The sequence below is a fragment of the Kitasatospora sp. NPDC059812 genome (genome assembly GCF_042732075.1).
Classification (GTDB): Bacteria; Actinomycetota; Actinomycetes; order Streptomycetales; family Streptomycetaceae; genus Kitasatospora.
On sequence record NZ_JBHWIO010000056.1, the window covers coordinates 32,347 to 58,171 of the forward strand.

General features: G+C 71.2%; 28 protein-coding genes. 12 read left to right on the forward strand and 16 right to left on the reverse strand.

Features of this window, described 5'->3' with window-relative positions; translation table 11 throughout:
• The first annotated feature begins 89 nt into the window (after window positions 1-89).
• Both ACFV6D_RS25300 and ACFV6D_RS25305 read left to right on the forward strand, forming a co-directional pair.
• Window positions 90-242 carry a hypothetical protein gene (locus ACFV6D_RS25300; RefSeq protein WP_380342565.1) on the forward strand — a complete coding sequence of 51 codons (153 nt, stop codon included), beginning with the start codon at window positions 90-92 and terminating at the stop codon, window positions 240-242.
• Window positions 243-426: 184 nt separating this feature from the next.
• Window positions 427-1,770, forward strand: coding sequence for an ALF repeat-containing protein (locus ACFV6D_RS25305; RefSeq protein ID WP_380561203.1), 1,344 nt, complete (start codon window positions 427-429; stop codon window positions 1,768-1,770).
• Window positions 1,771-2,149: 379 nt separating this feature from the next.
• Here the strand turns inward: ACFV6D_RS25305 and ACFV6D_RS25310 are convergent, their stop codons facing one another.
• On the reverse strand, window positions 2,150-3,391 hold the full coding sequence (locus ACFV6D_RS25310) for a hypothetical protein (RefSeq protein ID WP_380561204.1): 1,242 nt from the start codon (window positions 3,389-3,391) through the stop codon (window positions 2,150-2,152).
• Between the two features lie 636 nt (window positions 3,392-4,027).
• Between ACFV6D_RS25310 and ACFV6D_RS25315 the strand changes: the two genes are divergently transcribed.
• Window positions 4,028-4,369: a hypothetical protein gene (locus ACFV6D_RS25315; protein WP_380377949.1), complete on the forward strand. Its 342-nt coding sequence runs from the start codon at window positions 4,028-4,030 to the stop codon at window positions 4,367-4,369.
• Between the two features lie 463 nt (window positions 4,370-4,832).
• Here the strand turns inward: ACFV6D_RS25315 and ACFV6D_RS25320 are convergent, their stop codons facing one another.
• Entirely contained in the window at window positions 4,833-6,053 is a 1,221-nt protein-coding gene (locus ACFV6D_RS25320) for a hypothetical protein (protein ID WP_380561205.1), read from the reverse strand.
• A 312-nt stretch (window positions 6,054-6,365) separates the two neighbouring features.
• On the opposite strand from ACFV6D_RS25320, the gene ACFV6D_RS25325 reads away from it, so the two are divergent.
• Window positions 6,366-6,881 (forward strand): AAA family ATPase, encoded by a 516-nt coding sequence (locus tag ACFV6D_RS25325; protein WP_380377945.1) that lies wholly within the window; start codon window positions 6,366-6,368, stop codon window positions 6,879-6,881.
• A 215-nt stretch (window positions 6,882-7,096) separates the two neighbouring features.
• Window positions 7,097-7,825 carry a hypothetical protein gene (locus ACFV6D_RS25330; protein ID WP_380486378.1) on the forward strand — a complete coding sequence of 243 codons (729 nt, stop codon included), beginning with the start codon at window positions 7,097-7,099 and terminating at the stop codon, window positions 7,823-7,825.
• 26 nt (window positions 7,826-7,851) lie between these two features.
• Here the strand turns inward: ACFV6D_RS25330 and ACFV6D_RS25335 are convergent, their stop codons facing one another.
• Window positions 7,852-8,379: a hypothetical protein gene (locus ACFV6D_RS25335; RefSeq protein ID WP_380561206.1), complete on the reverse strand. Its 528-nt coding sequence runs from the start codon at window positions 8,377-8,379 to the stop codon at window positions 7,852-7,854.
• A gap of 338 nt (window positions 8,380-8,717) precedes the next feature.
• On the opposite strand from ACFV6D_RS25335, the gene ACFV6D_RS25340 reads away from it, so the two are divergent.
• Window positions 8,718-8,975, forward strand: coding sequence for an FAD-dependent monooxygenase (locus ACFV6D_RS25340; protein WP_380561207.1), 258 nt, complete (start codon window positions 8,718-8,720; stop codon window positions 8,973-8,975).
• Between the two features lie 31 nt (window positions 8,976-9,006).
• Here ACFV6D_RS25340 and ACFV6D_RS25345 read toward each other — a convergent pair whose 3' ends face one another.
• The 8 genes from ACFV6D_RS25345 to ACFV6D_RS25380 form a co-directional block, all read right to left on the reverse strand.
• Entirely contained in the window at window positions 9,007-9,384 is a 378-nt protein-coding gene (locus tag ACFV6D_RS25345) for a hypothetical protein (protein ID WP_380561208.1), read from the reverse strand.
• Window positions 9,385-9,461: 77 nt separating this feature from the next.
• Window positions 9,462-11,060, reverse strand: coding sequence for an ISL3 family transposase (locus ACFV6D_RS25350; protein ID WP_380561209.1), 1,599 nt, complete (start codon window positions 11,058-11,060; stop codon window positions 9,462-9,464).
• A 331-nt stretch (window positions 11,061-11,391) separates the two neighbouring features.
• Window positions 11,392-12,126 (reverse strand): dienelactone hydrolase family protein, encoded by a 735-nt coding sequence (locus ACFV6D_RS25355; RefSeq protein WP_380561210.1) that lies wholly within the window; start codon window positions 12,124-12,126, stop codon window positions 11,392-11,394.
• Between the two features lie 185 nt (window positions 12,127-12,311).
• The gene (locus ACFV6D_RS25360) at window positions 12,312-13,739 is read right to left on the reverse strand and encodes a M14 family zinc carboxypeptidase (RefSeq protein WP_380561211.1); all 1,428 of its coding nucleotides are present in this window, start codon (window positions 13,737-13,739) and stop codon (window positions 12,312-12,314) included.
• Between the two features lie 160 nt (window positions 13,740-13,899).
• Window positions 13,900-14,949, reverse strand: coding sequence for a transglycosylase family protein (locus ACFV6D_RS25365; RefSeq protein WP_380561212.1), 1,050 nt, complete (start codon window positions 14,947-14,949; stop codon window positions 13,900-13,902).
• Between the two features lie 37 nt (window positions 14,950-14,986).
• Entirely contained in the window at window positions 14,987-16,246 is a 1,260-nt protein-coding gene (locus ACFV6D_RS25370; protein ID WP_380561213.1) for a VCBS repeat-containing protein, read from the reverse strand.
• A gap of 124 nt (window positions 16,247-16,370) precedes the next feature.
• Entirely contained in the window at window positions 16,371-16,712 is a 342-nt protein-coding gene (locus ACFV6D_RS25375) for a hypothetical protein (RefSeq protein WP_380561214.1), read from the reverse strand.
• 7 nt (window positions 16,713-16,719) lie between these two features.
• Window positions 16,720-16,854 (reverse strand): hypothetical protein, encoded by a 135-nt coding sequence (locus tag ACFV6D_RS25380; RefSeq protein ID WP_380379470.1) that lies wholly within the window; start codon window positions 16,852-16,854, stop codon window positions 16,720-16,722.
• 338 nt (window positions 16,855-17,192) lie between these two features.
• Here ACFV6D_RS25380 and ACFV6D_RS25385 point away from each other — a divergent pair, with 338 nt between their 5' ends.
• Together ACFV6D_RS25385 and ACFV6D_RS25390 are read left to right on the forward strand one after the other, a co-directional pair.
• Window positions 17,193-18,164: a LuxR C-terminal-related transcriptional regulator gene (locus ACFV6D_RS25385; protein WP_380561215.1), complete on the forward strand. Its 972-nt coding sequence runs from the start codon at window positions 17,193-17,195 to the stop codon at window positions 18,162-18,164.
• Window positions 18,165-18,346: 182 nt separating this feature from the next.
• The gene (locus ACFV6D_RS25390) at window positions 18,347-19,111 is read left to right on the forward strand and encodes a DUF4232 domain-containing protein (RefSeq protein ID WP_380561216.1); all 765 of its coding nucleotides are present in this window, start codon (window positions 18,347-18,349) and stop codon (window positions 19,109-19,111) included.
• Between the two features lie 303 nt (window positions 19,112-19,414).
• Here ACFV6D_RS25390 and ACFV6D_RS25395 read toward each other — a convergent pair whose 3' ends face one another.
• Window positions 19,415-20,389: a YafY family protein gene (locus ACFV6D_RS25395; protein ID WP_063352617.1), complete on the reverse strand. Its 975-nt coding sequence runs from the start codon at window positions 20,387-20,389 to the stop codon at window positions 19,415-19,417.
• A 55-nt stretch (window positions 20,390-20,444) separates the two neighbouring features.
• On the opposite strand from ACFV6D_RS25395, the gene ACFV6D_RS25400 reads away from it, so the two are divergent.
• Window positions 20,445-20,618 (forward strand): hypothetical protein, encoded by a 174-nt coding sequence (locus ACFV6D_RS25400; protein WP_380346286.1) that lies wholly within the window; start codon window positions 20,445-20,447, stop codon window positions 20,616-20,618.
• Entirely contained in the window at window positions 20,615-21,220 is a 606-nt protein-coding gene (locus tag ACFV6D_RS25405) for an NIPSNAP family protein (RefSeq protein ID WP_380346287.1), read from the forward strand. The genes ACFV6D_RS25400 and ACFV6D_RS25405 overlap by 4 nt, the downstream gene beginning before the upstream one ends.
• Window positions 21,221-21,411: 191 nt before the next feature.
• Here the strand turns inward: ACFV6D_RS25405 and ACFV6D_RS25410 are convergent, their stop codons facing one another.
• The 4 genes from ACFV6D_RS25410 to ACFV6D_RS25425 form a co-directional block, all read right to left on the reverse strand.
• The gene (locus tag ACFV6D_RS25410) at window positions 21,412-22,458 is read right to left on the reverse strand and encodes a glycosyltransferase (RefSeq protein WP_380561217.1); all 1,047 of its coding nucleotides are present in this window, start codon (window positions 22,456-22,458) and stop codon (window positions 21,412-21,414) included.
• Between the two features lie 174 nt (window positions 22,459-22,632).
• Complete coding sequence (locus ACFV6D_RS25415; protein ID WP_380561218.1) at window positions 22,633-23,199, reverse strand: GNAT family N-acetyltransferase; 567 nt, start codon at window positions 23,197-23,199, stop codon at window positions 22,633-22,635.
• Window positions 23,200-23,246: 47 nt separating this feature from the next.
• Complete coding sequence (locus ACFV6D_RS25420; RefSeq protein WP_380561219.1) at window positions 23,247-23,576, reverse strand: hypothetical protein; 330 nt, start codon at window positions 23,574-23,576, stop codon at window positions 23,247-23,249.
• A gap of 156 nt (window positions 23,577-23,732) precedes the next feature.
• Complete coding sequence (locus ACFV6D_RS25425) at window positions 23,733-24,305, reverse strand: helix-turn-helix domain-containing protein (protein ID WP_380561220.1); 573 nt, start codon at window positions 24,303-24,305, stop codon at window positions 23,733-23,735.
• A gap of 196 nt (window positions 24,306-24,501) precedes the next feature.
• Between ACFV6D_RS25425 and ACFV6D_RS25430 the strand changes: the two genes are divergently transcribed.
• Both ACFV6D_RS25430 and ACFV6D_RS25435 read left to right on the forward strand, forming a co-directional pair.
• A complete protein-coding gene (locus ACFV6D_RS25430) occupies window positions 24,502-24,876 on the forward strand; it encodes a hypothetical protein (RefSeq protein WP_380561221.1) in 375 nt (124 codons plus the stop codon).
• Between the two features lie 244 nt (window positions 24,877-25,120).
• The gene (locus tag ACFV6D_RS25435) at window positions 25,121-25,606 is read left to right on the forward strand and encodes a hypothetical protein (RefSeq protein ID WP_380428304.1); all 486 of its coding nucleotides are present in this window, start codon (window positions 25,121-25,123) and stop codon (window positions 25,604-25,606) included.
• The last annotated feature ends 219 nt before the right edge of the window (window positions 25,607-25,825 follow it).

Consider the following 25,825-nt stretch of genomic DNA (forward strand, 5'->3'; position numbering starts at 1 on the left):
GTTCGCCAGGGGTTCCGGCCAACTCGCGTGGGCCTGGCCGTGTTGCTCGCAGCGGGCGGGCGCCGGTCGAGGACTCCCGGCGAGAACCGGTGCGACGACGCATCGCGCCCCGCGCCGACCTGCTGGGCACCCGGGCGGCGGTGACCAGTACCGAGCACCTGTGGCCGCATCACGCCCTGGGCACCGTCGCCCGGGCGCTGACCGCCCGCCTCGACGCTGCCGCCCGCGCGTACGAGGGCTGAGCCAGGGACGGGGGCGCCGGGCAGCTCTCTCAGTTGGTGTGACCAGGCGGTGCGCGAGGAAGCCGGGGTGTGGGACGTGACGGAAATGTGTTCGCCAGCGGGGGGTGTCGTTGCTATACGATCACTCGGCCGACCGTCGTGAAGCCGCGGCGGGCCCACCCGTGTTTCAGATCCCGAGGGACCGTTGAAGATCCGTCATTCGCTCGCTGCCGTCCTCCTTGCCGCAGCCGCCGCACCCGTCGCCCTGGGCGCCGCCCCGGCGTTCGCCGACACCGTCCCGGCGGGCCAGGGGCAGACCGACCCGGCCGAGACCAAGGCGGACGAGGAGAACCGGGCAGCGATCGAGAGGCTGCTCGTCTACCCGAACGACTACCTGCTCACGGCTCCGAGCGACTACCTGCGCGAGCACGCGGGCCAGGCCCTCGCCGGCACCCCCGCGGACCGGGCGCGCTTCCTCGCGGTGGAGGCGGACAGGATTCGCCGGGACGACGCGCGGATCGCGATCCTGTGGACCATGAACGCCGCCGGCCCGGCCGTCAAGAAGGCCGCCAACACCGCGTTCGGCTCGAACGACCTCGACGTGTTCCGCGCCTACCTGAACGTCGGCCAGTACACGGCCCGGGCCGAGGACGAGAACCGCGCCAAGGTGCAGCAGCTCCTCGACGACCCGAACAGCGGACCGGGTGTGCGCGAGGGCGCCCAGCAGGCACTGGCGGGAACCGCCGCGGATGTCGAGCGCTTCCTCAACACGGGGCTGAAGACGGCCGCCGAGCACGACGACCGGGTCCTGCTCAGCCAGATCATGTCCCGCGGCGGCCCGGCGGTGAAGAAGGCCGCCAACGCCGCGATGTCCGGCACCATCGAGGACGTCCGCGCCTTCCTGAAGACCGGCCAGTACGTCGCCCGGGCCGAGGACGAGAACCGCGCCAAGGTGCAGGACATCCTCGCCGACGCGGGCACCGGCCGCCACGTCCGGGAGGCGGCCGAGAAGGCGCTCGCCGGCAGCGCGGCGGACGTCGAGCACTTTCTGAAGGAGCAGTTGGAGCCGCTGCGGGCGAGCGACAACCGGATCCACGTCTCGCAGCTCATCGAGGCCGGGGGGCCTGAGGTCCGCAAGGCCGGCCTCGCCGCGCTCGACGGCGGCATCGCGGACGTCCGGGCCTTCCTGAAGGAGGGCCAGTTCACCGCCCGGGCCAAGGACCAGGCCGCCGCGAAGACCACTGCCGATACCACTGCCGATACCGCGACGAAGACCGCTACGGAGACCTCGCGGGGCGGCTCCGGCACCACCCAGGCGGTCACCGCCGTGACCCCCGACGCCGCTGTCGCGCCCGCCTCGGCCACCACCGGGACGACGACCACCGGCACGACGACCACCGCCACCACGGACGGCCGGAACACCGCCGGTGGCTCGCTGGCCGCCACCGGCACGACCGCCCCACTCGGGCAGCTCGGCGCCGCCGCCGGCGCGGCCGTCGTGCTGGGCGCCGGCGCGGTCGTCGCCTCGCGCCGCCGCTCGCAGGCCTGATCACCCTCCTCCGCCGGCCGGCCCGCACCTCACACCGGCCGGCGGAGCGTTTCGCCCACAGCCACACCCACGGCCACGCCCACACCCGCGCCCCCAGCCGGGCCGACGGCATTGAGGCGCGGCGTGCCCGTGGGGCGGAGCAGCGGCGGTACGGGGGTGCCGTGAAGCCTTTGGCTGCTGGGGAGTCGGCGGCTCGGGCAGGCTCGGGTGCGGGTGGCTCGATGCATGTCGTAGGAGCGGTCGGACGCGGTGCGCGGGATGCGGGTTGGGCGCCCAGTGCGCGTCTCGGGGGGCTCGTGAACGCGACGGTCCCTGCCGGCTGGCCATCGTCCGGCCGGTGTGAGTACGCCGGTCGGCCTGCCTGCATTGCCGACTCCGGTCAGGGACGGGCTGCGGGGACGGTCGTCTCGGAGCTGCGGCGTTGGGGAAGGGTGATGCCCTGGTCTTGGGCGGTCGGGCCCGGGCGGAGGGTCCATGGCACCTGGTCGGTGCTGGTGAGCCATCCGTTCGCCACGAGACGGTGCACGATGAAGAGGTTCACCTCGCGCAGGTCGGGGCGCGAGCCCAGCCCCTTGCAGAGCTGTCTGAACGACGGACCGTGTCCGTGCTCGGCGCGGAAGGCCACCGTGAACTGCGCGGCCTGCGGCCCGCGGTCCGGGTGCGCGTCCTTCCACCGCTTGTACGCGGTCTGGCTCCTGCCGTCCAGGGAAGGCTGCTGTGACGGTCGGGGCGGGGGCAGCGTGAAGGCCATCGCGACCCGTTCCGGGCCCAGCGCGCACAGAGCGCAGTACTCGACGCTCTCCGCATGCCGCCGCAGGGCAGGCGTGGCCGCGTCCTTCCACTGCGTCCACGCGGCAGCGTTGAAGTCGAATCCCGGAGTCACGATCGTGCTGGTGCCGGTGCCGGCTTCGGGGTCTGCCGCCTTCTCCTGGGCGGTGGGCGGACGCATGCCCGCGAGATGGCCCACCTGGGGATCCAAGCGGTAGCGCCCGTCGGCGAGTTCGGCGAGGAAGCCCTTGGCCAGAAGGTCCGGCAGAGCGTCCCGGCAGGCTTCGGGAAGGTCGGGCGGGATCTGTCCGAGGAGCGTGGAGGTGCTGTGTGCGGCGGCGAACAGGGCCGCCAGCCGGGCGGCCGGCGGAAGTTTGCGGACCGGCTTGGCCGACAAGGCCCGTGTGGTCCACCCGGATACGCGCGAGCGCACGGCCTTTCCGAACGGCAGGGGGTGGTCGGCCTCGCGGGCCAGATCCGGAACGGTGACCGGCGTCGCAGGTGCGACCGGGTCGCTGCTGAAAATCGTGTCGCCCATCAGCCAGCCCAGGCCGCGGAGGGCATCGACCACTTCGCGGGGATCACCCAGCCGCAGGGCGGACAGGTCGGTACCGGTGAGGTTGCCGGTGCCGCCGCGTGCGGCCCGGATCGCCACCACGACGGCCAGGAGCTGCTGGCCGGGATCCGGCAGTGGCAGGGCGGCCACGTAGCTCAGCAGCGTGCGCGCCGCCGCGCCTTGCTGGGGTGTCAGGAGGAAGGGCAGCGCCTGGGGTTTGCCGGCCGGAACGGCGGTGGCGTTGCTGGAGCTGGGGGTGGATGCAGACTGTGGCACGCCTCCCCCAACGCGCCGCACCGGCTGAGGTTACTGCCCGGGTCCCGTCCGGAGCAGCCCGCCGCCCGCCGGGCCTCGCAGACGCCGACGTGGTGGGAGCCGGCTGCGGCTGCGGCTGCGGCTGCGGCCGAACGGAAGGGGTCGGCGGTTCCGTGCGCGGACTGCCGAGCCGAGTGCCGCGATCTTCCCGGGACGCATGGGAGTCCGTTTCGCCGAAGGCCGCCGAGAGCCGCCCCTGCGGACGTCCAACACCAGCCACCCCAAGCCACCTTGTCCTGTCCGCGGCCAAACCGGGTTGTCCGCCGCCCACCTGGCCTTCGGCCGGGTTCTTGTAGATGGACAATCAAACAGGCTGCACTGTGGAGTCTCCACCGGCGCCAGGGCCGTCAAGGGCTGGTGGTGAGCATGTCGATGCTGATGGCGGCCTTGTAGGCAGCTCGGTCGATGGCGGGTCCGCGAGTTTTGCATCCAGAGATCGCTCGTTCAACGATGCGCTCTTCTGCGCGGACCCGCCATTCGGCCAGGAGCCTCCAAGGAGGTCTCCCAACTGTCGATCGATGGATCAACGGCCCGTCAAGCAAAGGAAACCCGCACCACAAACCCCGTAGCAGCCGCCACTGGGTCTCTGAACAGAAATCACACGAGAAGGAGCATCGAATGATCAAGCGACTGGCGGGAACGGTGATACCCGTCCTCGCAGCAACAGCACTCCTGACCGCCGGCCCGGCCAGCGCCGCCGGGACCGGCTGGTCGAGCTGCGACCGAGGCCTGTGCGACTACGCCTACGTGGAAGGCGCGATCGGAACGATCACGGACGACAGCGACGACGGAATCGGGGCTGCCCTGGACCTCTATCTTTCCAGCGGCGAACACACCGGCATCTTCATGATCGCTATGGGACCCAAGGCGAAAACCTTCAAGTACCCCATCAAGCAGGCCCGGATCTGCAACTGGAACGGCAGCCTCTCGTCGTGCGGTGCCTGGAAGTACTTCCCATAAGCTCGCCAGCCGCGAGCAGCCGGTCCAGTCGGCGGCGAGAGCGTGGTCAGCCTCGGGGCCGAACCGGCGCCAGATCACCGTGCCGGCCCCCAGGCGCGCATCAGCAGCAGCGGACGGGGCAGCACCGGGCGGGCGGGACGGCCACGGATCCCGCACAGGGTCCGCCCCCTGTCCCCGGCGTGCCCGACACCGGGCACACCCTCGACCCCGACCGCGGGGAACTCCGCCAGCACGCGCACGGTGCGGTGGGACCACAGCGGGCCCGCCCCGGCGGCGGGTTGACGCCGCCGGGGGGGGTGGAGAAGCGGGGGTGGGGAAGCGGGGCGTTCGTGCGGCCGTCCGTCTGCGGGGCGGGTGAGGTGGTTCGCGCTGCCCGGGACCGCTGACCCGGCCGTCGGCCTTCGACTCGCGCAGCACCATGGTGGCGACGCCCTGGCGCCAGTCCGGGAACGTCACCGGAGCGCTACATGGTCCAGCGGATGGTCAACGGCTTGCCGTAGCCCGCGAGGCCTCGAAGGAGGAGCTCACCCAGGACGATTCCGCTGTCGGTGACGAAGAACGGCATGGAGTACGGGAAGTCCTGCGACCACGCGGGAAGCGCGATGACGGACCCGTCGGGATTCCAGCGCTGCGCGTAGAGCTGGGCGCGGGCCGGCCACGGGTCGCTGGTGTACCCGACGATGACGCCCTGGTCGTTGATACCGGTGGCGACGCTCGTGAGCGTGGTCGGCGCGAGCGGCACAGGCGTGCCGTCGACGGCCCAGCGCGCTGCCTGTCCTCCCAGGCTGCCCACCACCGTGCCCGCGTTGTTCACGGCCTTCGCCTGGCTGCCCGCACCCAGGTCGGAGACGGCGCCGGCGGCGTTCCAGACGAGGGCGTGGTCCGCGCCCGGCTCACCGCCCGGCCGGCCGGCCCCGATCACGACGCCGGAGTCGGTGATGCGGGCCGCGCTGCTGGTCACGTAGCCCGCCGGCACGTCGAGCGCGGTGACGGTCCCATCGGGGCTCCACGCCACCGCCCGCCGGGAGGCGATACCGCCGGCCGGGTACGAGTAGCCGACTGCCGTACCCGAGCTGTTGACGGCGACGGCCTCGCTCTCGGTGTCACCCGGCAGCGGCGGCAGGACGACGGGTGCACCGCTCGGCGGCCACGCGACGGCGTGCTTCGCGCCCTCCGCGCCCGCCGCGCCCCAGGAGGACCCCACCGCGGTGCCGTTGTCGCCGATCGCGGCAGGGGACGCCGTCGTGTCGCCGGGCAGCGGAAGCAGTTCGGTCGGTGTGGACGGGGAAGTCCATCGCACCGCGTGCTGCCGGCCCCCGACCTGCGCGCCGGAAGTCCCCACCACGGTACGGGCGTTGTTGATCCCGACCGGACTGCCACCGGCGTCCCCCGGCAGCAGCGCGAGTTGTTCGGTCGACCAGTCCGCCTTCCAGAGCAGCATGTACGTCCTGATGTTCTCGTTACGGGTGAGGTCCCCCACGATGACGAAGGAGACGCTGTCCCCGTTGCCGTTGGCGGCCTTGAGCTCACTGGAGTAGGTGCCGGGCTCGATGGGCGGCGACCCGACCGAGATGCCCCCGGGGTAGGGGTCGGCGGCCGCCGCCGGTGCCGAACCCACGGCCAGGGCCGCGGCCGTGGCGGCGGCGACGACCGCCGCGACTGTGCGAGAGGTGCGCTTGCTCATGGGTGTGCAGCTCCTGTCTCTCGTTGACGTCACGGAGGCACCGCCGAGCCGATGGCACGCCGCTTCCCCGCCCCCGTGCCGCGCACCAGTCTCCGCCAGCCCGGCCGGGACGCGCAGCCCGATCGGTGATTTGCCCCCGACCGGTTCGTCGTCGGATCAACGCGAACTCGCCGACAGAACACGGATGTTGCGGCACCGGAGGGCGACTTGCGGCCGGATCCTGGGGGACGAAGGACAGGTGTCCCGCTATGGTCGGCTGGACACTCAGGATCCGGGGTACCGGTCATCGACGGAAGCGGGGCTGGAATCGGCATGGTCAGGTCTGTGGTGCGGTTGATCACCGGGGCACCGGGGGCGGGCAAGTCGACACTTCTGGGCCGGCTGCGGGAACGGCCCGTCACGGTGGTCGACTTCGACGAACTGCCCGACGACGACGGCCGGTTGCTCGGTATCGACATCACCTCCCCGGACGCGTCCGGCATCTGGCCCGACTACAACCGCCTGTGGGTGCGGATCGCGGGCATGCTCGCGCGAGGAGGCGGGCCCGTCCTGGTGTCCTGCCCCCTCACCCCGGCCGAGTGGGAGGCCGCCGCGGCCGATGTGCCGGACGCCCCGGAGGTCGTCTGGGCCCGGCTGGACTGCGCGGACCACGACCGCCGCGTCCGTTTGGCCGCCCGCGGCTGGAGCGCGGAGCAGGTCGAGGAAGCCCTCCAGGACGCCGACGAACTGCGCGAACTCGTCCCCACGGCCTTCACCAGCTCCGACCGTACCCCGGTGGAGGTCGCCGAGGACGTCCTGCGGTGGATCACCGGCTCCCCCGACGCCTGACCCGGCGACGATCGGAACCGACTCCCCTCCCCCGGACGGGTCGACCACGGCGACCGCTGCCGGCGGCCACACGACCGGCGCCGGTGACCCCCGGCAGCCAGCCGTCGGGTGTTGGGTGTCAGGTGTTGGGTTGACGAGATCGTTCGTACTCGGGACCATGTGTCGCCGCGTGCGTGCGCGGGTGTGTGCAGACCGGATTCGTGGGGTGTGGGGTCATGAAGTTCGTGGTGTCCGAGCGGTGCGTGGGAAAGGTCGGGCTGGCCGTCGGCGCGGTACTGGTGTTGGCGGCCTGCGCGGCAGGCGGGGGCGATGGCGCGACGGCCGGTTGGCCGGGGGCCGGCAAGCCGGCGCACGGCCCGGCCCCCACCGAGGCGGTCGACTCCGTCAACGCCGTCAGCTCCGTCGGCTCCGTCAACGCGGTCAACGCCGTCAGGGCCGCGTTCGGCAAGGCTGCCGGGACCGAGGAGCTCACCGGGCTCGGCGCTGCGTCCGGCCCGGTAGCCGGGGTCCAGCAGGCCGGTGCGCCCGCGACCGCCCTCTCGATCACGGAGGGCGAGGTCGGCGAGGTGGGTCCGCACGGGACGATCACCTACCCGTCGGTGACCAGCTGCCTGGTCGTCACCGTCTACCTGCGGGACGGCGGCAAGGTCGGCGGCCATGTCAGCCTGTTCCAGGTCCCGGGGAAGTACTACTCGGACGAGGTCCTGCCGGCCATCAGGCGTGCCGTCGGTGGCCGACGGGTGGCGGCCGTCGACGTCAGCGGGGCCGTCGGGGCCTGGAACCCCTCGTACCTTCAGAAGGCCATCGAGCGGTACACCGACGGATCGGTCCCCGAGCCGACGGGCGACGCGAAGGGGATCGGTGACGTGGTGGCCAAGATCCTGGGCCGACAGGGCAAGGAGGTCACCGTCCGGGACGTGCCGGACGGCGACATCACCAGGTGAGCACCACGTCGACGGCCCGGCTCCGCTCAGAGCGCCAGTTCGACGAGGCCCGCGAGCAAGCCGACGACGATGCCCAGGACCGCCACGGCCGCAAACCCGATGAAGAGGCCGACCACCAGGGTCATGACCTCCGGGGCCTCACCACGCCGGACTCCGACGAGCAGCCAGCCGGCCGGCACGGCGCCCAGTACGAGGACCGCGCCCGCGCCGGTGCCGTACTTCACGGCGGGCGCCGACGACAGCTCGTAGGCCACGCCCCGCACCAGCCGCACCGGGAGCCGGGTGCCGGCCCGGTGCTTGCCGGTCGTGCCGTTCACCACGATCGGGCGGGCGTCGCCCGCGGAGGCGCCGGCCGGCGTGAACCGCCCCTGGCAGTTGGTGCCGTCGCTGTTGCCCTCGCTGTCGGACACCTCGTAACAGCGGTCCACCAGCACCACGCCGTCCGGCGGGCCCAGCCCCATGGCCGCGCCCATCCGCTCCGCGCTCAGCCACCAGGCCAGCCACACCGCCCCGGTCAGGAGCGCGACCGCCAGCATCCCCGCCACCGCACGCACCGCCACACCCCACACGCCGCCTCCCCGCGCACGCACCACGACCGCTACCCTCCGTTGTTGCTGCTGCGCTCGCCGCCCCCGCCACGAAGCCGCGCCCGCCGCGCAGAGCCTGCCCGACCGACCGCCGGGACCGATACGGCCAACTGAGGATGACAGCAAGGAAGTTGGCGTGCAATGCCCCACCCGGGCCCGGCAGCACCCGATGCCGGTGAGCGGCGTGGCGGCGGACGGACGCGCCAGTGCGCACGTGGAGGCGGTGCCGGCGTGGCGGAGGCCGCAGTCCGGTCCGCTCTTCTCCTCAGCTCGGCGCGGGCGCCGCACCGTCGAGGACGAGGTCGATGACCTGGAACCTCACCACCAAACTCGTCTCGGTCCTGCGCGGCCACGCCGACCCGCGGCTGCTGGACGACTACGAAACCGAGCGCCGCGCAGTGGGCCGGATCACCGTGGACCAGGCACTCCTGCGCGCCCGGGCCCCGCCCACGCCTCCCCGGACCCCCTCACAGCCCTCGGCGCCGCCACGCGACAGGCGTTGGGTGGCTCTGTCCACGAGAACCGGTTCTGGTCCAACTTCTGTGGTCGGTCACGGTGAGTGATAGGCCTCGTCGCAGGATCCGTGTGCGTCGCTTACCAGATCTGGACTCCACCGCGGATCTGCGATGCCCGGTGGGCTGCGTTGAGGATGTTGTTCAGCCGACCGGCGATCTCGTCGACGCGCTGGGCGACGGGCTTGGGTGAGTCCATGTGAGCGGCGATGGACTCGATGTTGCGCTGGAGCAGGAGGACTTCCTCGATGAACTCCGGAACGTCTTCTGTGGGAACCCGGAGGTCGTCTCCAGCCAACTGGGGGAAGAACCGTGCGCCGAGTGAGCGGACGGTGTCCGATCCCCAGACCGTGGTGCGCCAGCTCTCGAAGCCGGCAAGATCCGACGATCCCTTGGGCACGTCAAGGAAGCGGGACTCGCCGTTCTCGTCAGCGGTGAAAACGTCTACCAACAAGCTCATGCGCGCAGTGGACCATGCCTTTACCCAGCTGGTCCATGTCTTTTGCGCTGTGGTCGGCGAGATCGGTCGAGGTGCGGTCACGGGGCCAGCAGCACGCGCTTCCGCAGTAGCCCGAAGCCAGCGCGGCCGTACATTTGGCGCTTGATCATTTTGATCCGGTTGACGTGGCCTTCGACGACGCCGGAGCTCCAGGGCAGTGTCAGGCCGGCGGTGACGGCGGCGAGATCGCGTTCGAGGCCGTTGGCGAAGGTGTGGAGGCTGGGCAGGTCGTCGGCGCGGACCGCCTTGATCCATTGCGGGAGCTGGTTGCCCTGGAGTTGGGTGAGCATGCTCCCGAACGCGCGGACGTGCCCGGTGAGGGCATCCAGTTCGGGGCAGCCAGCGAGGACGGATTTGAGCTTCAGGTGCTCGCTGTCCGGCAGGGTGTCGGGGTGGGTCAGGATCCAGCCGGTGACCGTGCGTGGGGACGGCGGACGGGCCGCGGGTGCGGTCGGGGTGGTGCGGAACGGCTGGAGGTGGGCGCGGACGGCTCCGTAGCCGCCGGTGTAGCCCTGCGTCTTGATCTCTTCCCAGAGAGTCCAGGCGTTCGTGCAGCCCTCGGCCCATCTCTCGCGCAGGTGGGGCTTGAAGTCGTCGAGCTTGGTCCTGCGGTTCTGCCACTGCCCCTGGAACAGGTCTTCCGGCCTCGCGGCGTCGGCCAGCCGTTGGACGGTGCGGTAGGTCATGCCGAGCTGTCGTTGGATGGAGCGTCGGCTGTGGCCGGCGGACAGCAGCGCGTGGACGGTGGCGTGCTTGGCGCGGGTGCGGTCGGCGAACCGGTGCCCGGTGGGCCACGGCGACCCGCTTTCGGTCGGCGCCGGAGCCGGCGCCTTCTCCGGCATCGACTCGGCGAAGGTCGAACGGAGGCACGGGCGGTGGCGGGAGACGCACCGCTCGGCCGCTTCGCCGAGGTTGCGCCACAGGTGGAACCGGTCCGCGACCTGGACCGCGGTGGGTGCCCCAATCCTGGCGCCCTCGGCGAAGAACGGAGCACGGTCACGGCAGACGACCTCGATCCCCGGGCGTTCGGCCAGCCAGGCTGCGACCGTGCCCGCCTCACGATCCGGCAGCAGGTCAACCGGCCTGCGGGTCTCGACATCGACCAGCACGGTCCCGTAGACACGGCCCTTGCGCATCGCGTACTCGTCGACGCCGACCACCCGCGGGACCTGTGGCCGGGGTTCCGGGAGGGCGTCGACCAGCCGCAGGACGGTGTTCCGGCTGACCCTCGCCCCGAAGACGTCGGCCAGCCGGGCACCAGCACGGCCGGCCAGGGCGAGGCCGACCTCGGCCAGTACCGACCGCATTCGTTCGGTCCGCTGGCTGTACCGCCGGGTCAGGCCCACGACCTGCTCGACGAACGTCCGCCGCCCGCAGGAGACGTCCTCGCACGTGAAACGCCGGACACGAAGTCGCAGCACCACCCGCCGTCCTGCCACGGGGAGGTCGGCAGGGAACCGCAGATAAGAGCCATGAACGCGTCCCGACCAGCTCCCGCAGCCCGGGCACCGAGCGCCGGTCGTTCGACATCTGATACCGACTCGGATCACCTCGCCGTCATCCTGCACCGACACCACCCTGATCCCCGGATCCGCCAGGAAGAGCAGTTCTTCCAGCCGGAGCAGTACCTCGCGCACAGCCCAGAACCATCAGCCCGAACACGGTCGGCACCGGCCGTTTCCAGACGATCTCGGGAGGCGTCCCGACGAGATCAACGGTTACAGGGAGTAGTCACACCACAGAAGTTGGACCAGAACCCGAGAACCGACAGCACCTGTACACGAGTTCGGGCAGCACTCGAAGCTCTGCAGAAATGGAACAGTTCTGACTTCGGGCAGCACGGGCCCCTGCCGAGAGTTCGGCAGGGGCCCACGGTGCAGAGACCTGTAGACGGCCGGGACCTGCCGTCGACCAGTGGCAGGCCGGCCGACATCAGCTACCGTCAGCCGCCGGTCCGACGGCCCGGCCTCACCTCAGGTGTCGGGTGAAGAACTGGGCCGCGGCGTCCCCGGCGAACTGCGGGACGCCGGTGTGCCCGCCCATGTTGGCGTGCAGGGACTTCTCCTTCGAGCCGAAGGCGTCGAACAGGTCCAGGGCCGCCTGCCGGTCGTTCCCTTCGTCGTCCCACTGCAGCAGGACATGCAGCGGAATGGTGACCTGCCGGGCCTCCTCGAACATGGAGCGAGGCACGAAACTTCCGGCGAACAGAACGGCCGCCGAGATGCGCGGCTCGACCACCGCCAGCCGGACGCCGATGGAGATCACTCCCCCCGAGTACGCGACCGGGCCGCCGATGTCAGGCAGCGTGAGGAGAGCGTCCAGGGCGGCCCGCCATTCCGGGACCGTCTTGTCGACCAGCGGGAGGACGAGGGCGTCGACGATCTCGTCGCCGACCGGCTCGCCGGCCTCCATCGCCCGGCGCAGGTCAGCGCGGGCCTGCTCCACGGCGGGCCAACGGGGCCGGTCGCCGCTTCCGGGGAGCTCGATGGTGGCCGTGGCGAAGCCATCCGCCGCGGCGTGCCGGGCCCGGGCCACCAGTCGGGGGTACATCCTGCGCAGTCCGAGGGGAGGGTGGCCGAGCAGGATCAGCGGCGCCGGCGCGGATACGGATCCGGGCGTCCACAGGATGCCGGGGATCTCGCCGAGGGTGAACTCGCGCTCGAGGACACCGTCGTCGAAACGCTGTTCAGAAGTGAAGTGCATGGTCGTGCCTTTCGGGAGGGCTCAGATACGGCGCTCCCGGACGACCTATCGCCCGACCGTGACCCCGGAGGAGAGCACCCATGTGAATACTGCGTTCACGGGTACCACCTCCTCGTTCTCTCGCACGGCCTCCGAAAACATAGCAGCGGTCACCTCGCCCACCAAACGGGTTTTTGCGGAGCGCTCTACCGGTCGCGCCGAACGCCGGGCCTCGTCGGACGGCTGAGCTCCACGGCGGCCTGGACGGTGTTCGCCTGGTGCTCTGCCTGGCGGGCGACGGGCAGCCAGAGCGGCTGGAAGCGCTGCTGGTACTGGGCGCACCAGTCCTGGAGGAGGTGGTCGAGTCGGGCGGTGGCCGGTGTGGTGGGTGCCTTGGCCGCCTCGGCGGCGCGGCGGAGCAGCGCGGCCGCGCGGACCGGGATCCGGTGGGCCCACAGTTCGATGCCGGCGAGTCTCGCCTCCGTCATGGGCCTCGGGTGGAGGAGGCGCTGTCCGGCGGCCTGCGGGTCCCATTCGTGGGCCAGTTGCCGCGATGCCGTCAGCGGCGTGCGCGCGGCCCGGAGCAGGGCGGTGTCGTCCAGGTGGGGCAGAACTTCGTCCATCAGGTCGGTGACCAGGCGTCCGCGCTCCCGGACCTGGCCGGCGCAGGCGGTCAGGCGCGCGTAGGGGTCGTCGGCCGGGCGGGTGTCCCCGAGGTGGGCGCTGGCCCAGACCGGCGTCTCGACGATGACCGTCTCGCCGCCGTAGCGCTGGGGGGCGAACCAGGTGGTGGCGCGGACGCCTCCTGTCTCCTGCTGCTGGTCGGGGTGAGGTTGGGGTTGGTCGGCGTGAGGTTGGTCGGGGTGAGGCTGGCCGGCGCGAGGTTGGTCGGCGTGAGGTGGCGCCAGCATTCCGGTGCTGCTTTCCTGCTGGTCGATGTGGTGCGGCGCCATCATGAAGACGCCCGGGCCCGCTTCGCGCAGCCAGAAGGCGTCGTAGGGGCCGGTCTCGACCGGGATCCCGAGTCCGGCGGCGGATTTTGCGAACGGCTCGGCGAGGCCGGCCAGATCGCAGGTCGACTGGAGGAAGGTCCCGCCGACGTCGGCGCTGTGGAGGGAGAACTGGAGGGACGGCCGGAGGTCGTCGATCAGGTCGAGGAGGATCCGGCTCTCGGGCAGTCTCCCGCCGATCGCCGGCGCCCACTCGGGCTGTTCCTCGGCGGCGGGGCGGAAGTAGTGCTCGAAGTACTCGGGCAGGCTTCGGGTGCCGGCGCCGACCTCTGCGAGGCGTGCCCCGTCGGGGTCGAGGCAGAGCAGAAAGTTCCAGGTCACCGCCTCGTGCAGAGACGGCTGCGCGAGGACCCGGTGGGCCAGTTCCACGATGCCGGCGCGGCCGGAGAACTCGTCGGCGTGCGCACCCGTCACGATCAGCACGCTGTCGGTGGCGGTGGCGCGGCCGATCGTCAGGAGCACCAGCGGCTGGCCGGCGCGGGAGGTTCCGGCGGTGCGCACGCGGCAGAGTTCCGGGTGCCTGGCGGCCAACAGGTGTGCTGTGTCGGCGAGTTCTTCCAGCGTGGGGTGCCGGTCGTGAAGCAGGATCGCCCTGCCGGCGCTGGTCGACGTATCGGTCAACATCGGTGCCCTCCCTTGTCTGCCCGCCAGTCTCGCGCCAACGGCGGCGGCCTGCACCTCATGGTGCAGGCCGCCGCCCGGTGTGCGCGGTGTTGTCCGGCCGCGGTCCTCAAGGCCCGCCGCCGGCCCCGGTTCGCGTCCGGGTGAGCTGGTCGGTGAGCGGTTACCAGCTTCCCTTGAGGGGGATCCAGCCGGGGTTGCCGAACTTCGTCGTCACGGCGGCGGTGCTGTTGTCGTTGCTGAGATAGAACGTCGCGGTGGCCGGGTCGTAGCCGCCGACGCTGTCCTTGCCGGAGCCGTTCCAGTCGCCGACGAGGGGCTTCCAGCCGGGGTTGCCGAACTTCGCGGTCACGGCGGTGGTGCTGTTGTCGTTGCTGAGGTAGAAGGTCTGGGTGCTCGGGTCGTAGGCGCCGATGCTGGTGACGCCGTCGCCGTTCCAGTCGCCGACCAGCGGGGTCCAACCGGGGTTGCCGAACTTCGCCGAGCCCGCAACGGTGCTGTTGTCGTTGCTCTCGTAGAAGGTGGCGGTGGCCGAGTCGTACGCGCCGATGCTGTCCTTGCCGTCCTTGTTCCAGTCGCCGACCAGCGGGATCCAGCCCGGGTTGCCGAACGTCGTGGTCACGGCGACCGTGCTGTTGTCGTTGCTGAGGTAGAACGTCGCGGTGGCCGGGTCGTACGCGCCGACGCTGCTGACACCGTCGCCGTTCCAGTCACCGACCAGCGGGATCCAACCGGGGTTGCCGAACTTCGCCGAGCCCGCAACGGTGCTGTTGTCGTTGCTCTCGTAGAAGGTGGCGGTGGCCGGGTCGTACGCGCCGATCCGGTCCGAGTACGGCTTGGCGTGGTCGGTGCTCAGGCCCGCGTTGCAGTTGGGCCAGGCGCCGGGGCCCTGGCCGGCGAGGATCTTCTCCCCTACGAGGATCTGCTGCTTCTTGGTGGCGAGATCGGGCCGGGAAGCGTAAGCCAGGCCGCCGTAGGCCTTCCAGGTGGGCAGCGCGATCTGCAGGCCGCCGTAGTTGCCGTTGTTGGTGTTGATGCTCCAGTTCCCGGTGCTCTCGCACTGGGCGACCCTGTCCCAGGTGCCCACCGAGGCGGCTTGGGCCGGTGCCTGGGAGGCGACGGACAGGACGGCCGCCCCCAGGGCGACAGCGGCGAGCGAGCGGGTGCGACGGGTGTAACCGGTGTGACGGGTGGTCGACTTGTTCTCGGGCATGCTCAGCTGACTTCCTTTCGTGTCGGTTGGGGGCGGACTACCAGCGGCCGGCGATCGGGACGTCGCCGGGGCTGCCGTAGACGAAGCTGGCGGCGGTGGTGCTGTTGTCGTTGCTGAGGTAGAAGGTCTGGGTGCTCGGGTCGTACGCGCCGATGCTGGTGACGCCGTCGTTGTTCCAGTCACCGACCAGCGGGGTCCAGCCCGCGTTGCCGAACTTCACCGAGCCCGCGACCGTGCTGTTGTCGTTGCTCTCGTAGAAGGTCTGGGTCGTCGGGTCGTACGCGCCGATGCTGTCCCTGCCGTCCTTGTTCCAGTCGCCGACCAGCGGGATCCAGCCCGGGTTGCCGAACGTCGTGGTCACGGCGGCGGTGCTGTTGTCGTTGCTGAGGTAGAACGTGGCAGTGGCCGGGTCGTACGCGCCGACGCTGGTGACACCGTCACCGTTCCAGTCACCGACCAGCGGGATCCAACCCGGGTTGCCGAACTTCGCGGTCCCGGCGGCGGTGCTGTTGTCGTTGCTGAGGTAGAACGTCGCGGTGGCCGGGTCGTACGCGCCGACGCTGGCGACGCCGTCACCGTTCCAGTCACCGACCAACGGGGTCCAGCCCGCGTTGCCGAACTTCGCCGAGCCCAGCGTGGAACCCGTGTTGTCGCCTTCGTAGAAGGTCTGGGTGGACGGGTGGTACACGCCGGCCTTCGTGGCCCGGGTCTGGACGTCGTCGACGATGTTCTTGTAGCGCAGGGCCTTGTACTCGCTGTTGGGGTGCGAGTCGAGGGCGCCGTTGATGGAGGCGCCGGTGACGTGCTTCACCGGGGCGGAGCCGAAGGCGTAGTACGAGAAGGTGGTGTGGGCGGCGTCGTCCCACTTCTCGAAGAGGAGGACGTGGTTGTAGTAGCTGTTGAGGACGTCGCCGGCCTTGAGCTCGCTGCGCGGGATCTCGTAGGTGTAGGAGTCCGCGATGCCCTTGGTGTTGGGGCTGGCGCCCAGGTGCCAGGCCATGGAGACGTAACCCGAGCAGTCCGTACGGTAGTTGCGGCCGCTGGAGTCCGGGTACCAGCCCTCCCAGCTGTAGGCGATCTGCTTGCCCAGCCAGTACTGCGCCCGCTGGATGACCTCACTGCGGGTCACCTTGCCGTCGATCGAGGACGAGGACGAGGCCGAGACGGCGGCGGCGGCGGTGGCCGTGGCCGCGTGGGCCGCCGTGGTGGTGACGGCGGTCGCGACTATCGCACCGGAAGCGGCGAGGGAGGCCGCGAGGGCGACGTGGGCAAGCCTGGACAGCGTGGACGAAGGCATGGCGGAGCTCCTCATGCGCGTTGCGCGTTGCGGGTTGCGGGTTGCGAGTTCGAGACGGCATCGGATGCCGGACAGCGTCGTGCGGGTTCAGCAGCGGCGGCGCGGGTTCAGCGGCGGCGCGGGTTCAGCGGCCGGGGGGCGCCGGTGGCTGGTAGCGCCGGCGCATCAGGGGTGAGGCCTGGTGGCCTCGGGCGATCAGGACGTGGGCCCGGCTCAGGGTGTCCTCCGCAACTGCGGGGTCACGGCTGGCGAGGTAGACGAGCAGGTCGACGCGGTCGGCCTCGCTTCGGACGGTGATGTGCTGGAGGCCGTCGTCGGGGCGGGCGTGAGCCCACAGGACGGCGCGGACCTCGGCCGCCTCACCTGCCTTGTCCACCTCAGTCACCTCGGCCGCCTCAGCCGCCTCGCCGGCTGGAACCGGCCCGACGCTCTCCCGGCGGTGCAGGGCGGCGTAGATGACGTCCATCCGCGGGTCAGCCGCCCCAGCCGAAGCTGGCGTTGACGGCGGTGTCCTGGGCGCTCACCGACAGGACGGCGGGGGCGGCGAGCAGCGCGCCCAGCGAGATGGCGATGGCCGCGGCGGCCTTGGCGATACGGGTCTGGATCACGATCGGTTGTCCTCAACTGTTGTTGACACGAAGGGATTTCTCCGATCGGTGCGTCCCGCGGTCGACGCGCCGTCCGGCTGCCGTCCGGGCTGACTTCCTGGCGGCGATCACTAGCTTTGCCGGTCGGGGGGCGGCTCGGAAGGCCTTGCGGGTGTCGCCAATCGGCCTGTCCGACTCCGGACAGGCTGTCGCGGGCATGACAAGAACTGGACGGCGCGGCCTGCCGTCGAGGCCGGATATCCGACCTTGAGGGCGGTGTCATCCCATGAAAGGATCATGAAGCTTCGTGTGCTGTCACAGCCACGAGAGCTCACGGATCATCACACAAGGGGGACACCATGTTGCAGGCGCTTGGACTATCGGCCCGCGCCGAGCAGGTCTACCAAGCCCTGCTCGACCACCCCGCCGCCGACGTCGAAGCGATAGCCGGGCGCTGCGCGACCACCGCCACCCAGGTCCACGACTGCCTCGACGAACTCGGCGCCCTCATGCTCGTACGCGCCTCCGCCGACCACCCCGGCCGGATGCGCGCCGTCGACCCGGCCGTCGGCCTCGCCGAGATGCTCGCCCGCCAGGAAGCCGACCTCGCCGCCCGCCAGGCCGCCCTCGCCGCGTCCCGCGCCGCCGTCACCCGCATGGTCGCCGAACGCGCCGAACACCACGCCGCCCACGGCGAACGCCTGCTGGGCATGGACGCCGTCCACCACCGCCTGGAACAGATGAGCCGCACCACCACCACGGAAGCCCTCAGCAGCCAGCCCGGAAACCAGCGGGCCGAAGACCTCGACTCCTCCCGCCCCGGAGACGCCGGCGCCCTCGCCCGCGGCATCACCATCCGCACCCTCTACCAGGACTCCACCCGCCACCAGCCGCACGTCACCGGGTACGCCCACTGGCTGCTCAGCCAGGGCGGCGAAGTCCGCACCGCCCCCACCATCCCCCAGCGCATCGTCATCGCCGACCGCCGCGAGGCCCTCGTCCCCATCGACCCCGAGGACCACCGCAAGGGCGCACTGCACGTCACCGAACCCGGCATCCTTACCGCCCTGCTCGACCTCTACGAACAGGCCTGGAACACCGCCGTCCCGCTCGGCGCCACCGCCCCCGGCGACCCCACCACCGGACTCACCGCCACCGAACGCGAACTGCTGCGCCTGCTCGGCACCGGCCTCACCGACGACACCGCCGGCCAGCGCCTGGGCATCTCCTCCCGCACCGTCGGCCGCCACATGGCCTCCATCATGGAGCGGCTCAACGCCAGCAGCCGCTTCGAGGCCGGCATCAAGGCCGCCCAGAACGGCTGGCTCTGACCGGCTGGCTCCGACCGGCCCGAAGTGCGCCGTGTCAACCCGCAGCTCCCCGATGGATTGTCACAGTCCGGTCCTCGCGATGTCCTGGTGATTGTGACGCCACGCGTGCCACCGAAAGGCACTGACCAACCGTCATGGTGGGTGTCCAGCAAGCCAGCACACATCGCCATCGGGGAGCCACCATGTCCGTCCGCCGCCGTCGCCCGCTGCTCGTCACCGCCGTCCTCGCCGTCGGGGCCGGACTCGTCCTGACCGCCTGCGGGCCCGACAACGCCGACCCGGCCGCCGGCCCGAAGGCCTCCCCCACCACCGCGGCCGTCGCACCCGCCCCCACCGGCGCGGCCCCCACCGGCGCTGCTCCCGCAGCGGGGTCACCGACCGCACCGGCCACGGGCGCGGCGTCGCACACCCCCACGAGCGCACCGCACACGCCGTCCGGCACCAGCCCCTCCACCAGCGCCCGACCCGGCGGCGGCAACGCCCCCGCCCCCGCCGACGCCACCCCGTGCGACATCGGCAACCTCTCCATCCACGTCACCGCACGCCCCGGAGCACCCAGCCAGCGGGTCATCGAAGTCCACAACACCGGCACCACCGCCTGCAGCCTCAGCTCCTCCCCCGGCGTCAACCTCGGCAACTCCACCGCCCGCGACCAGAGCAACAACATCCGGCCCGTACTCGCCAGCGGCACCCTGCGCTTCCCCGTCCCCGCAGGCCAGAACGCCTACGTCGTCATCGACCTCAACCCCGGCGGTGCCACCACCGGCACCACCCCCGACATCAACGAGATCAACGTCCTCGCCGACCAGGACGACACCAACATGCCCCTCGCCGCCACCCACAACTTCCCACTCACCCCCGACACCCGCGTCCTCAACCCCCACATGGGCAACTACCGCGCCACCATCGCCGACGCCGTCACCTCCATGGCAGCCGCCGGCAAGTAGCCCCGGCACCACCACCATGGAGGGTGCCCGTCGGTCACGGGCCCGGTCGGTGTTCCGGTGCGACGGTGATCAGCGGGTGGAAGTGGGCGAGTTCGGCGGGCTCGTCGACTATCAAATGGCCCCGCCGGAACGGTCAAGCGTCTCGATGCACCACATCGCACCGCGCGACCCAGCGGATCGACCCCAGCGAATCGGCTCAGCGGATCGGGCAGGCCGGCCCGGGCCGGCGGACAGGCAACCCGGCACCCGTCCCGTCAGGGTCGGAGGGCAGGGTCGGAGCGCAGGGACGGGAATGCGCCTACGTCAGGCCCCGTACCGGTCGGCGAGTGCGCGGGCGGTCGCGGCCAGCCGGGCACGCAGCTCCGGTGGTTCGAGGACCTCCACGTCAGTGCCCAGTCTCAGGAACTCGTCGTGGGCGTGGCCGAGGGACTCGATGGGCACGGACGCCCTGGTCCAGCCGTCCGCCTCGGCCACCCCCGAATCCGCGACCGCCCGGTCGAACGCGCGGCCGAGCTGCTCGCGGCCCCGGGCGACACCGCTCGGCGACAGTCGCACCGTCGCCTCCCCGGTGTGCAGTCGGGCATGGAAGTCGGCGAGCCCGTCCCGCCAGTGTGCAGCCAGGTCGAAGCTCGCGGGTATCTCGAACTCCTCTTCCAGCTCTCGCAGTTCGAGGATCTGGTCGACCCGGTAGGTACGCGGGGTGGCACCGCCCGCGGCAGCGACCAGATACCAGCGGCCGGCCTTGAGGACCAGTCCGTACGGCTCCAGTCGCCGTTCCACCTCGGTGGGCGCCTTCCACCGCCGGTAGCGGACCCACACCCTGCGCCGGTCCCAGAGCGCGGCCGCGACGGCCGCCAGGTGCGGCGTCTCGTCCACGTCCCCGTACCAGCCGGGCGCATCGAGGTGGAAGCGCTCCTGGATCAGCCCGGCCCGCTCGCGGAGCTCCGCCGGCAGGGCGGCCCGCAGCTTGAGCTGGGCGGCCGCCAGTACCTCGCCCAGGCCCAACTCGGCCGCCGGGCCGGGCAGCCCGGCCAGGAACAGGGCCTGCGACTCATCGGCGGTCAGGCCCGTCAGCCGGGTACGGTACCCGTCGAGCAGTTGGTAGCCGCCGCCGTGACCGGCCTCGCCGAACAGCGGGATCCCGGCGGCGCCGAGCGCTTCGAGGTCCCGGTAGACCGTGCGGACCGACACCTCCAGCTCGTCGGCGAGCTGCTGGGCCGTCATCCTTCCCCGGTTCTGGAGGAGCAGGAGCAGTGAGATCAGTCGGCTGGCGCGCACGGCTGTCAGTATCCACTGACAGGAGGTGTCAGTGGACCGGTTCTAGCCTGCGGCCATGATCGATTCCGACTTCCTCCACGGTTCCCGGGGCATGGCCGTCCGCAGACTCACCGGGGTTCCGGCCGACGGTGACAGCCGGGGGCAGGAGTTCTCCGTGAACGGCGGACACAGCCGGGTGCTCGACCGGGTCACGGAGCTCAGCCGTGTCCAGTTGCAGGACGCCTCGTGAGCATCGTCGAACTGCGCCAGTACACCCTGCACCCAGGTGCCCGCGACACTCTGCTCGACCTCTTCGAGCGGGAGTTCGTGACCGGACAGCAGGCGGTGGGCATCACCGTCGGCGGCCGGTTCCGGGACCTGGACGACCCGGACCGCTTCGTCTGGCTGCGCAGCTTCCCTGACATGGCGTCGCGGGCACGGGCACTGCACGCCTTCTACTACGGGCCGGTCTGGCAGGAGCACCGGGACGCCGCCAACGCGACGATGGTGGACTCGGACGACGTCCTGCTGCTGCGCGGCCCGGGCTTCACCGCCCCGGCCGACGCCGGACCGGTCGTCGCGACCATCTGCCACCCCCTGGACCCCGCCGCCTTCGCCGACCACTTCGAGCGGCACCTGCGCCCCGAACTGGCCGCCCGGACCCCGCCGTTGGCGGTTCACCGCACCGAACACGTGGAGAACGACTTCCCCGCCCTGCCCGTACGGGCCGGCGAGGACGTCCTCGTGTGGTTCACCACCGGTGACACCGCCCCCCTGCCGGACCTCTCGACACACCTGCACTCCGCCCCGCAGCAACTGCACCTCTCGCCCGTGCCGCAACACTCCCGCTGAAGCCTGTCGCAGAGGGCCGTGGGTGGGCAGGTCGATGGCTGGCCCGACCTGCTGCTCCACCCGCCGGGAACGGGGTTGTGCGAGGTGGCGACGGCCCACACCACGCTGGTGCGGGCCGTCGCTCCCCGCTTTCGGGCCTTTCGGGCCTTCGGGCCGGTGGCCGGCGGGAATGGAGCAGTCCGGCTGGAGCACTACGAAGCGGCCGGTGGTTCCACCCGGGCGTGTGTCTCCGGCGGCACCGGGAAGCGCCTCAACAACTCCTCCATCCAGGCGGCCGGATGGGTGGCCGTCGCCGCACCACCGGGGAGGGCCCGCGCTTGGCGGATGCCCTCGGTCAGTGCCTCGACGGCGGCCCGGGTGGTGTACCGGTCGGCGACCCACTGACGGCCCGCCCTCCGCACCTCGTCCTGGCCGGGCAGGTCGAGCAGCTCAAGGGCCTTGTCCGCCAGCCGGTCCGTTTCGAGCTCCGGGATCCGCCACGCGGACGGCGAGTCGAACAGTTCCGCTCCGCCGCCGGCGGCGTAACCGGTCACCAGGCAGCCGCTGGCCATCGCCTCGGCCAACGGCAATCCGAAGCCCTCGCCCTCGGGTGCTCCCAACGCGATGAACACCGACGTGTCGGACAGGACGCGAGCGACCTCCTCGTGGGGGACCGCGTGGATGTCGTACAGGTCGACGCCCTCGGACCGCGGGTCGGCGTGCAGCAGACGGCGGAGCAGCGTGGTCTCGATCGGGCGCTTGCGGGACATCCACGCGATGCGCCGAACCCGCTCGGTCGATGCCGGTCGGAACAACTCGGTGTCAATGACGTTCGGCACCAGGTGCGGTTCGAACTCGGGCAGGGCGCGGCGGAACATGTCGACGCCCGCCTTCGAGATCGTCCACAGAGCCGGCCGGTCCGACCAGCCCGGATACGGGCCGGGGTCGGGGCAGGTCAGGAAGTTGACGTAGTGCCCCTGCGAGTAGATGACCTTGTGGCCGCCGGGCGCCGGGTCGTGCCCCGGGACGACGCTGACCTCGTGCACCACGAGCACGTCCTCAGGCCCGAGGTCCAAGGTCATGCCGGACAGCGTCGGCACGTCGTCGTCGAACCACGTGTAGCGGAATCCCGGCGTGGGCGTCCAGCGAAACGCCTCGACGCCGACGGCCCGCAGCAGCGCGACCTGCTGGTTCAGCACCCGAATGCCGCCCAGCGGGAACTGGAACTCGAACGACGCGTAGATGACTCGGCCGGTCACCGTACCTCCCGGAGAAACAACGATCGGTGGGACCAGAGCATGGGGGTTACGGGCGTGGGTGGTTGGGCCAGGGAGGCGGCGTCACCCTCCCGGGGCCGTGGAGCAACGTCCATGCACAGCGGCTGGGCCTGGCCCGTACTCATACGCCCAGGGTGGCAGCAATGCCCCCGCGTGTCACCGGCCCGAATCGGCCGACGGCCGCCACTCTCGCCTGATCAACCCGAACACCCACGAGTCGGATACCTCGCCGTTCACGACGCAGTCTTCTCGCAACGTCCCTTCACGCACGAATCCGACCTTCTCCAGGGCCCGGGCAGATGCCACGTTGCGCGTATCGGTCTCGGCCTGAACCCGATTCAGGTCCAGTGCGTCGAATGCCCACTGCAGCACGGCGGTTGCGGTCTCCGTCGCGAAGCCGTGGCCCCACATCGCTTCGTCGAGGCAGTAGCCCAACGACGCGCTGCGGTAGTCCGGATTCCATCCGGTCAGACCGCACCAGCCGACGAAGGCCCCGTCGGAAGCACGGTCGATGGCCACCCGCGCCCCGGTGCCTTCGTCCGCCGTCTTCCGGCACATCGCGATGAAGCGCTCGGCGCGGGCCTGTTCGGTCCACGGCGGGGAGTCCCAGTAGCGCATCACACGGGTGCTGCTGTGCAGCGCGAAGAGGGAGTCCGCGTCGGCGTCGGTGAAGGGGCGCAGTCGCAGGCGAGCCGTGTGCAGAACGGGGGTGGCCAAAGTCATGCACACCATCCTGTGTCCTCTTGGGCCGGCAGAACACCGAATATCCCTCAGGGGGTACTGACGGCCGACAAGCCGAACAGGAGGGCCAGGGCGAGCTGGAGGGTTGCGGATGCCGGGCGCCGCCGCCAGAGGCACAGGCCGCCGGTGACCAGTGTCGCCGTGAACGCGACGACCAACCGAGGGACAGCAGTACGTCCGCCGCATTGACGCCCGCCGAGGGCCGGGCAGAGCCCATGCCCAAGCGCGGCCTGAAGGACGGCGGCGAACAGGATGACATCCAGCGCCAGCAGACACGCCACCACGATCGGCGTGCCGTTCGAGCGATCCGACCGACCAGGCCGTCGAAGCCTCATGAATCCCCCCAGGAAGTGCGCCACCGCGATGACCTCGTTGGCGTGACACCGAAGACCGTACAAGCCTCCGGTGACTCGACGCGATCGGCCGGCACCACCCTGCGTCGGCTCAACCACCCTACTGGCGCCGCGACTTCTGCCGAGCCGACCGCATGAGGGCCGGTCCGGCCGGGGTGCGGGTCAGGTGGTGCGGGCTCGGAGGTGGGCCCGCTCGCCCTGGTGCCCGAAGAGGACGAGGAGTTCGACGGTCCGGTCGCCGTCGGGTCCGAGCCAATGCGGTACGTGGGTGTCGAACTCGGCGGCCTCGCCCGCTCTGAGGACCAGGCTCTGGTCACCCAGCAGCAGGCGCAGCCTCCCCGCGAGTACGTAGACCCACTCGAAGCCCTCATGGATCTTCAGTTCCGGCTCGATGCCGGGCGCGGGTGGGATGAGGAGCTTGTGGGCCTGGACGCCGCCGGGGTGGCTGAGCGGCACGTAGGTCATCCCGTCCCGGACCACCGGGCGCAGGTGGATGCGCGGGTCCCCGGTGCGGGGCGCGCCCACGAGGTCGTCGAGGGGCACGGCGTGGACCTCGGCGAGCGGCAGCAGCAGTTCCAGGGTGGGCTTGCGGGTGCCGCCCTCCAGGCGGGAGAGGGTGCTCTCGTTGATCCCGGTCCGCTCGGCGAGTTCCGCCAGCGTCATTCCGCGCCGGCGGCGCAGCTCGCGCAGGCGGGGGCCGACCGCGTCCAGGACGTCCTTCTTCGCGTTCGCCATGCCACCAGGTTGCCGAAACGGCATGGAGCGTTGCTCGGGCCCGGGGCGGTACCGGGGGGGCGCAACAGAAAGGGGGAAGGGAGACGGCGGAGGCCCTGCCACCGGGGGCCGTACGCCGTGCAGCGACCGCGGATAATGGCCGTGGCCGCGGGCCAGCGGCGCCGGCGGCCTCGATCGATGGAGAGGCAGAGGACGGATGACCCTGAAGGAAGGCCGGCGCGTCAGGTTGGCCGAGGATCTCGGGATCGGTGAGGCAGTCGCCGGGGAGCCCGGGGCCGTCGTCGGGTTCCTCTCGCTGGGATCCGGGATGGAGGGCACCGTCGAGCGGGTGGACGGAGAACTCCCGGAGAGCCATGAGGTCCGCGAGTACCAGCGGCTCAAAGCGCTGTTCGAGGACTACGGGCACACCATGCCGGTGGCGAGCCGCGAGCGCCTAGAGGCGGAGATCGCCGTGCTGGAGCCGCAGTGGATCGCGCACCGGGAACGGGGGAACCGGGTGACGGTCCGGGTCCGGCTGGACAACGGCTTCGTCCTCGACGGGGCGGACCAGGACATCCTCACTCCACTGTGAGGGAGGACGTCCCGCAGCGGCGACAGTCCCGGCACTCGACTCCCGGGCCTTCGGCGGGACGGGCGGCCGCCCGGGTGCTCGTACACCAAGCCAACTGACAAACGATGGACGGGCGTTGCGAACGGCGCGGTGAACGGCGCGGGCCGCGCCGTCCATCGTTTGTCTGTCGGCGCGGCGCATCGTTCATCACGGCGCGGGACACAGCCCGCGCCACCCACCGAAGGCACACGGAATCGAGGGAACCATGCGTACCTCCGCACGCTTCGCGGCGTTGGCTGCGGTAAGCGCCATCGGGCTCGGCACCATCGCCACCGGCACCGCCCAGGCCGCCCCGGTCACCGCCCAGGCCACCGTCCAGGCAGCCCGGAGCACCACGGTCCACCTGCACAACGGAACCGGCTGCTCGCTCTACCGGACCAGCTACGCTCTGGCCCACGGCATCTGGACGCAGGGCCAGGAGCCGCCGCAGATCCTGGGGAACACCGGCGACGCCACCTTCCAGTCGGAGAGCAACGGGTTCCTGACCGGCACCGAGGGCTGGGCAACGTTCAGCACCTACGGCTGCGAGGAAGGCTGGCGCAACAACAACACCGTCCAGCTGCACTGGGCCAACCCCTACGCCGGCTCCAACAGCTACGACGAGAACGGCACCAGCAGCGTCTTCCGCACCACCCGTGAGAGCGGCTCCGGCGACAACGCCGACGTCTACTGGGGCGTGTGGAAGAACTGATCCCGGCCATCGGGCACCGCCAGGGTCGGGCAAGCGCCGCCAGATAGTCCAGGATCTGTCCGGCCACCACCCCCCGGCGCCTGCGTCGGGTGATGCGGCGCCTGTACCGCCGCACCGCTCGCCGCACGCCACCGCATGAAAAGCATGAAAAGCACGAAAAAACGGTGCCCCGCTGGCGGGTGCCGAACGGCCGGGGGCTATAACACAAACCCGTCCCCC

Bases quoted from the DNA above. Each gene is read 5' to 3' on its own strand.
- ACFV6D_RS25315 (WP_380377949.1), top strand. From the start codon at position 4,028: ATGATCAAGCGACTGGCGGGAACGGTGATACCCGTCCTCGCAGCAACA.
- ACFV6D_RS25320 (WP_380561205.1), bottom strand. From the start codon at position 6,053: ATGAGCAAGCGCACCTCTCGCACAGTCGCGGCGGTCGTCGCCGCCGCC.
- ACFV6D_RS25325 (WP_380377945.1), top strand. From the start codon at position 6,366: ATGGTCAGGTCTGTGGTGCGGTTGATCACCGGGGCACCGGGGGCGGGC.
- ACFV6D_RS25330 (WP_380486378.1), top strand. From the start codon at position 7,097: ATGAAGTTCGTGGTGTCCGAGCGGTGCGTGGGAAAGGTCGGGCTGGCC.
- ACFV6D_RS25340 (WP_380561207.1), top strand. From the start codon at position 8,718: ATGACCTGGAACCTCACCACCAAACTCGTCTCGGTCCTGCGCGGCCAC.
- ACFV6D_RS25345 (WP_380561208.1), bottom strand. From the start codon at position 9,384: ATGAGCTTGTTGGTAGACGTTTTCACCGCTGACGAGAACGGCGAGTCC.
- ACFV6D_RS25355 (WP_380561210.1), bottom strand. From the start codon at position 12,126: ATGCACTTCACTTCTGAACAGCGTTTCGACGACGGTGTCCTCGAGCGC.
- ACFV6D_RS25360 (WP_380561211.1), bottom strand. From the start codon at position 13,739: ATGTTGACCGATACGTCGACCAGCGCCGGCAGGGCGATCCTGCTTCAC.
- ACFV6D_RS25365 (WP_380561212.1), bottom strand. From the start codon at position 14,949: ATGCCCGAGAACAAGTCGACCACCCGTCACACCGGTTACACCCGTCGC.
- ACFV6D_RS25370 (WP_380561213.1), bottom strand. From the start codon at position 16,246: ATGCCTTCGTCCACGCTGTCCAGGCTTGCCCACGTCGCCCTCGCGGCC.
- ACFV6D_RS25375 (WP_380561214.1), bottom strand. From the start codon at position 16,712: ATGGACGTCATCTACGCCGCCCTGCACCGCCGGGAGAGCGTCGGGCCG.
- ACFV6D_RS25385 (WP_380561215.1), top strand. From the start codon at position 17,193: ATGTTGCAGGCGCTTGGACTATCGGCCCGCGCCGAGCAGGTCTACCAA.
- ACFV6D_RS25390 (WP_380561216.1), top strand. From the start codon at position 18,347: ATGTCCGTCCGCCGCCGTCGCCCGCTGCTCGTCACCGCCGTCCTCGCC.
- ACFV6D_RS25400 (WP_380346286.1), top strand. From the start codon at position 20,445: ATGATCGATTCCGACTTCCTCCACGGTTCCCGGGGCATGGCCGTCCGC.
- ACFV6D_RS25415 (WP_380561218.1), bottom strand. From the start codon at position 23,199: ATGACTTTGGCCACCCCCGTTCTGCACACGGCTCGCCTGCGACTGCGC.
- ACFV6D_RS25425 (WP_380561220.1), bottom strand. From the start codon at position 24,305: ATGGCGAACGCGAAGAAGGACGTCCTGGACGCGGTCGGCCCCCGCCTG.
- ACFV6D_RS25430 (WP_380561221.1), top strand. From the start codon at position 24,502: ATGACCCTGAAGGAAGGCCGGCGCGTCAGGTTGGCCGAGGATCTCGGG.
- ACFV6D_RS25435 (WP_380428304.1), top strand. From the start codon at position 25,121: ATGCGTACCTCCGCACGCTTCGCGGCGTTGGCTGCGGTAAGCGCCATC.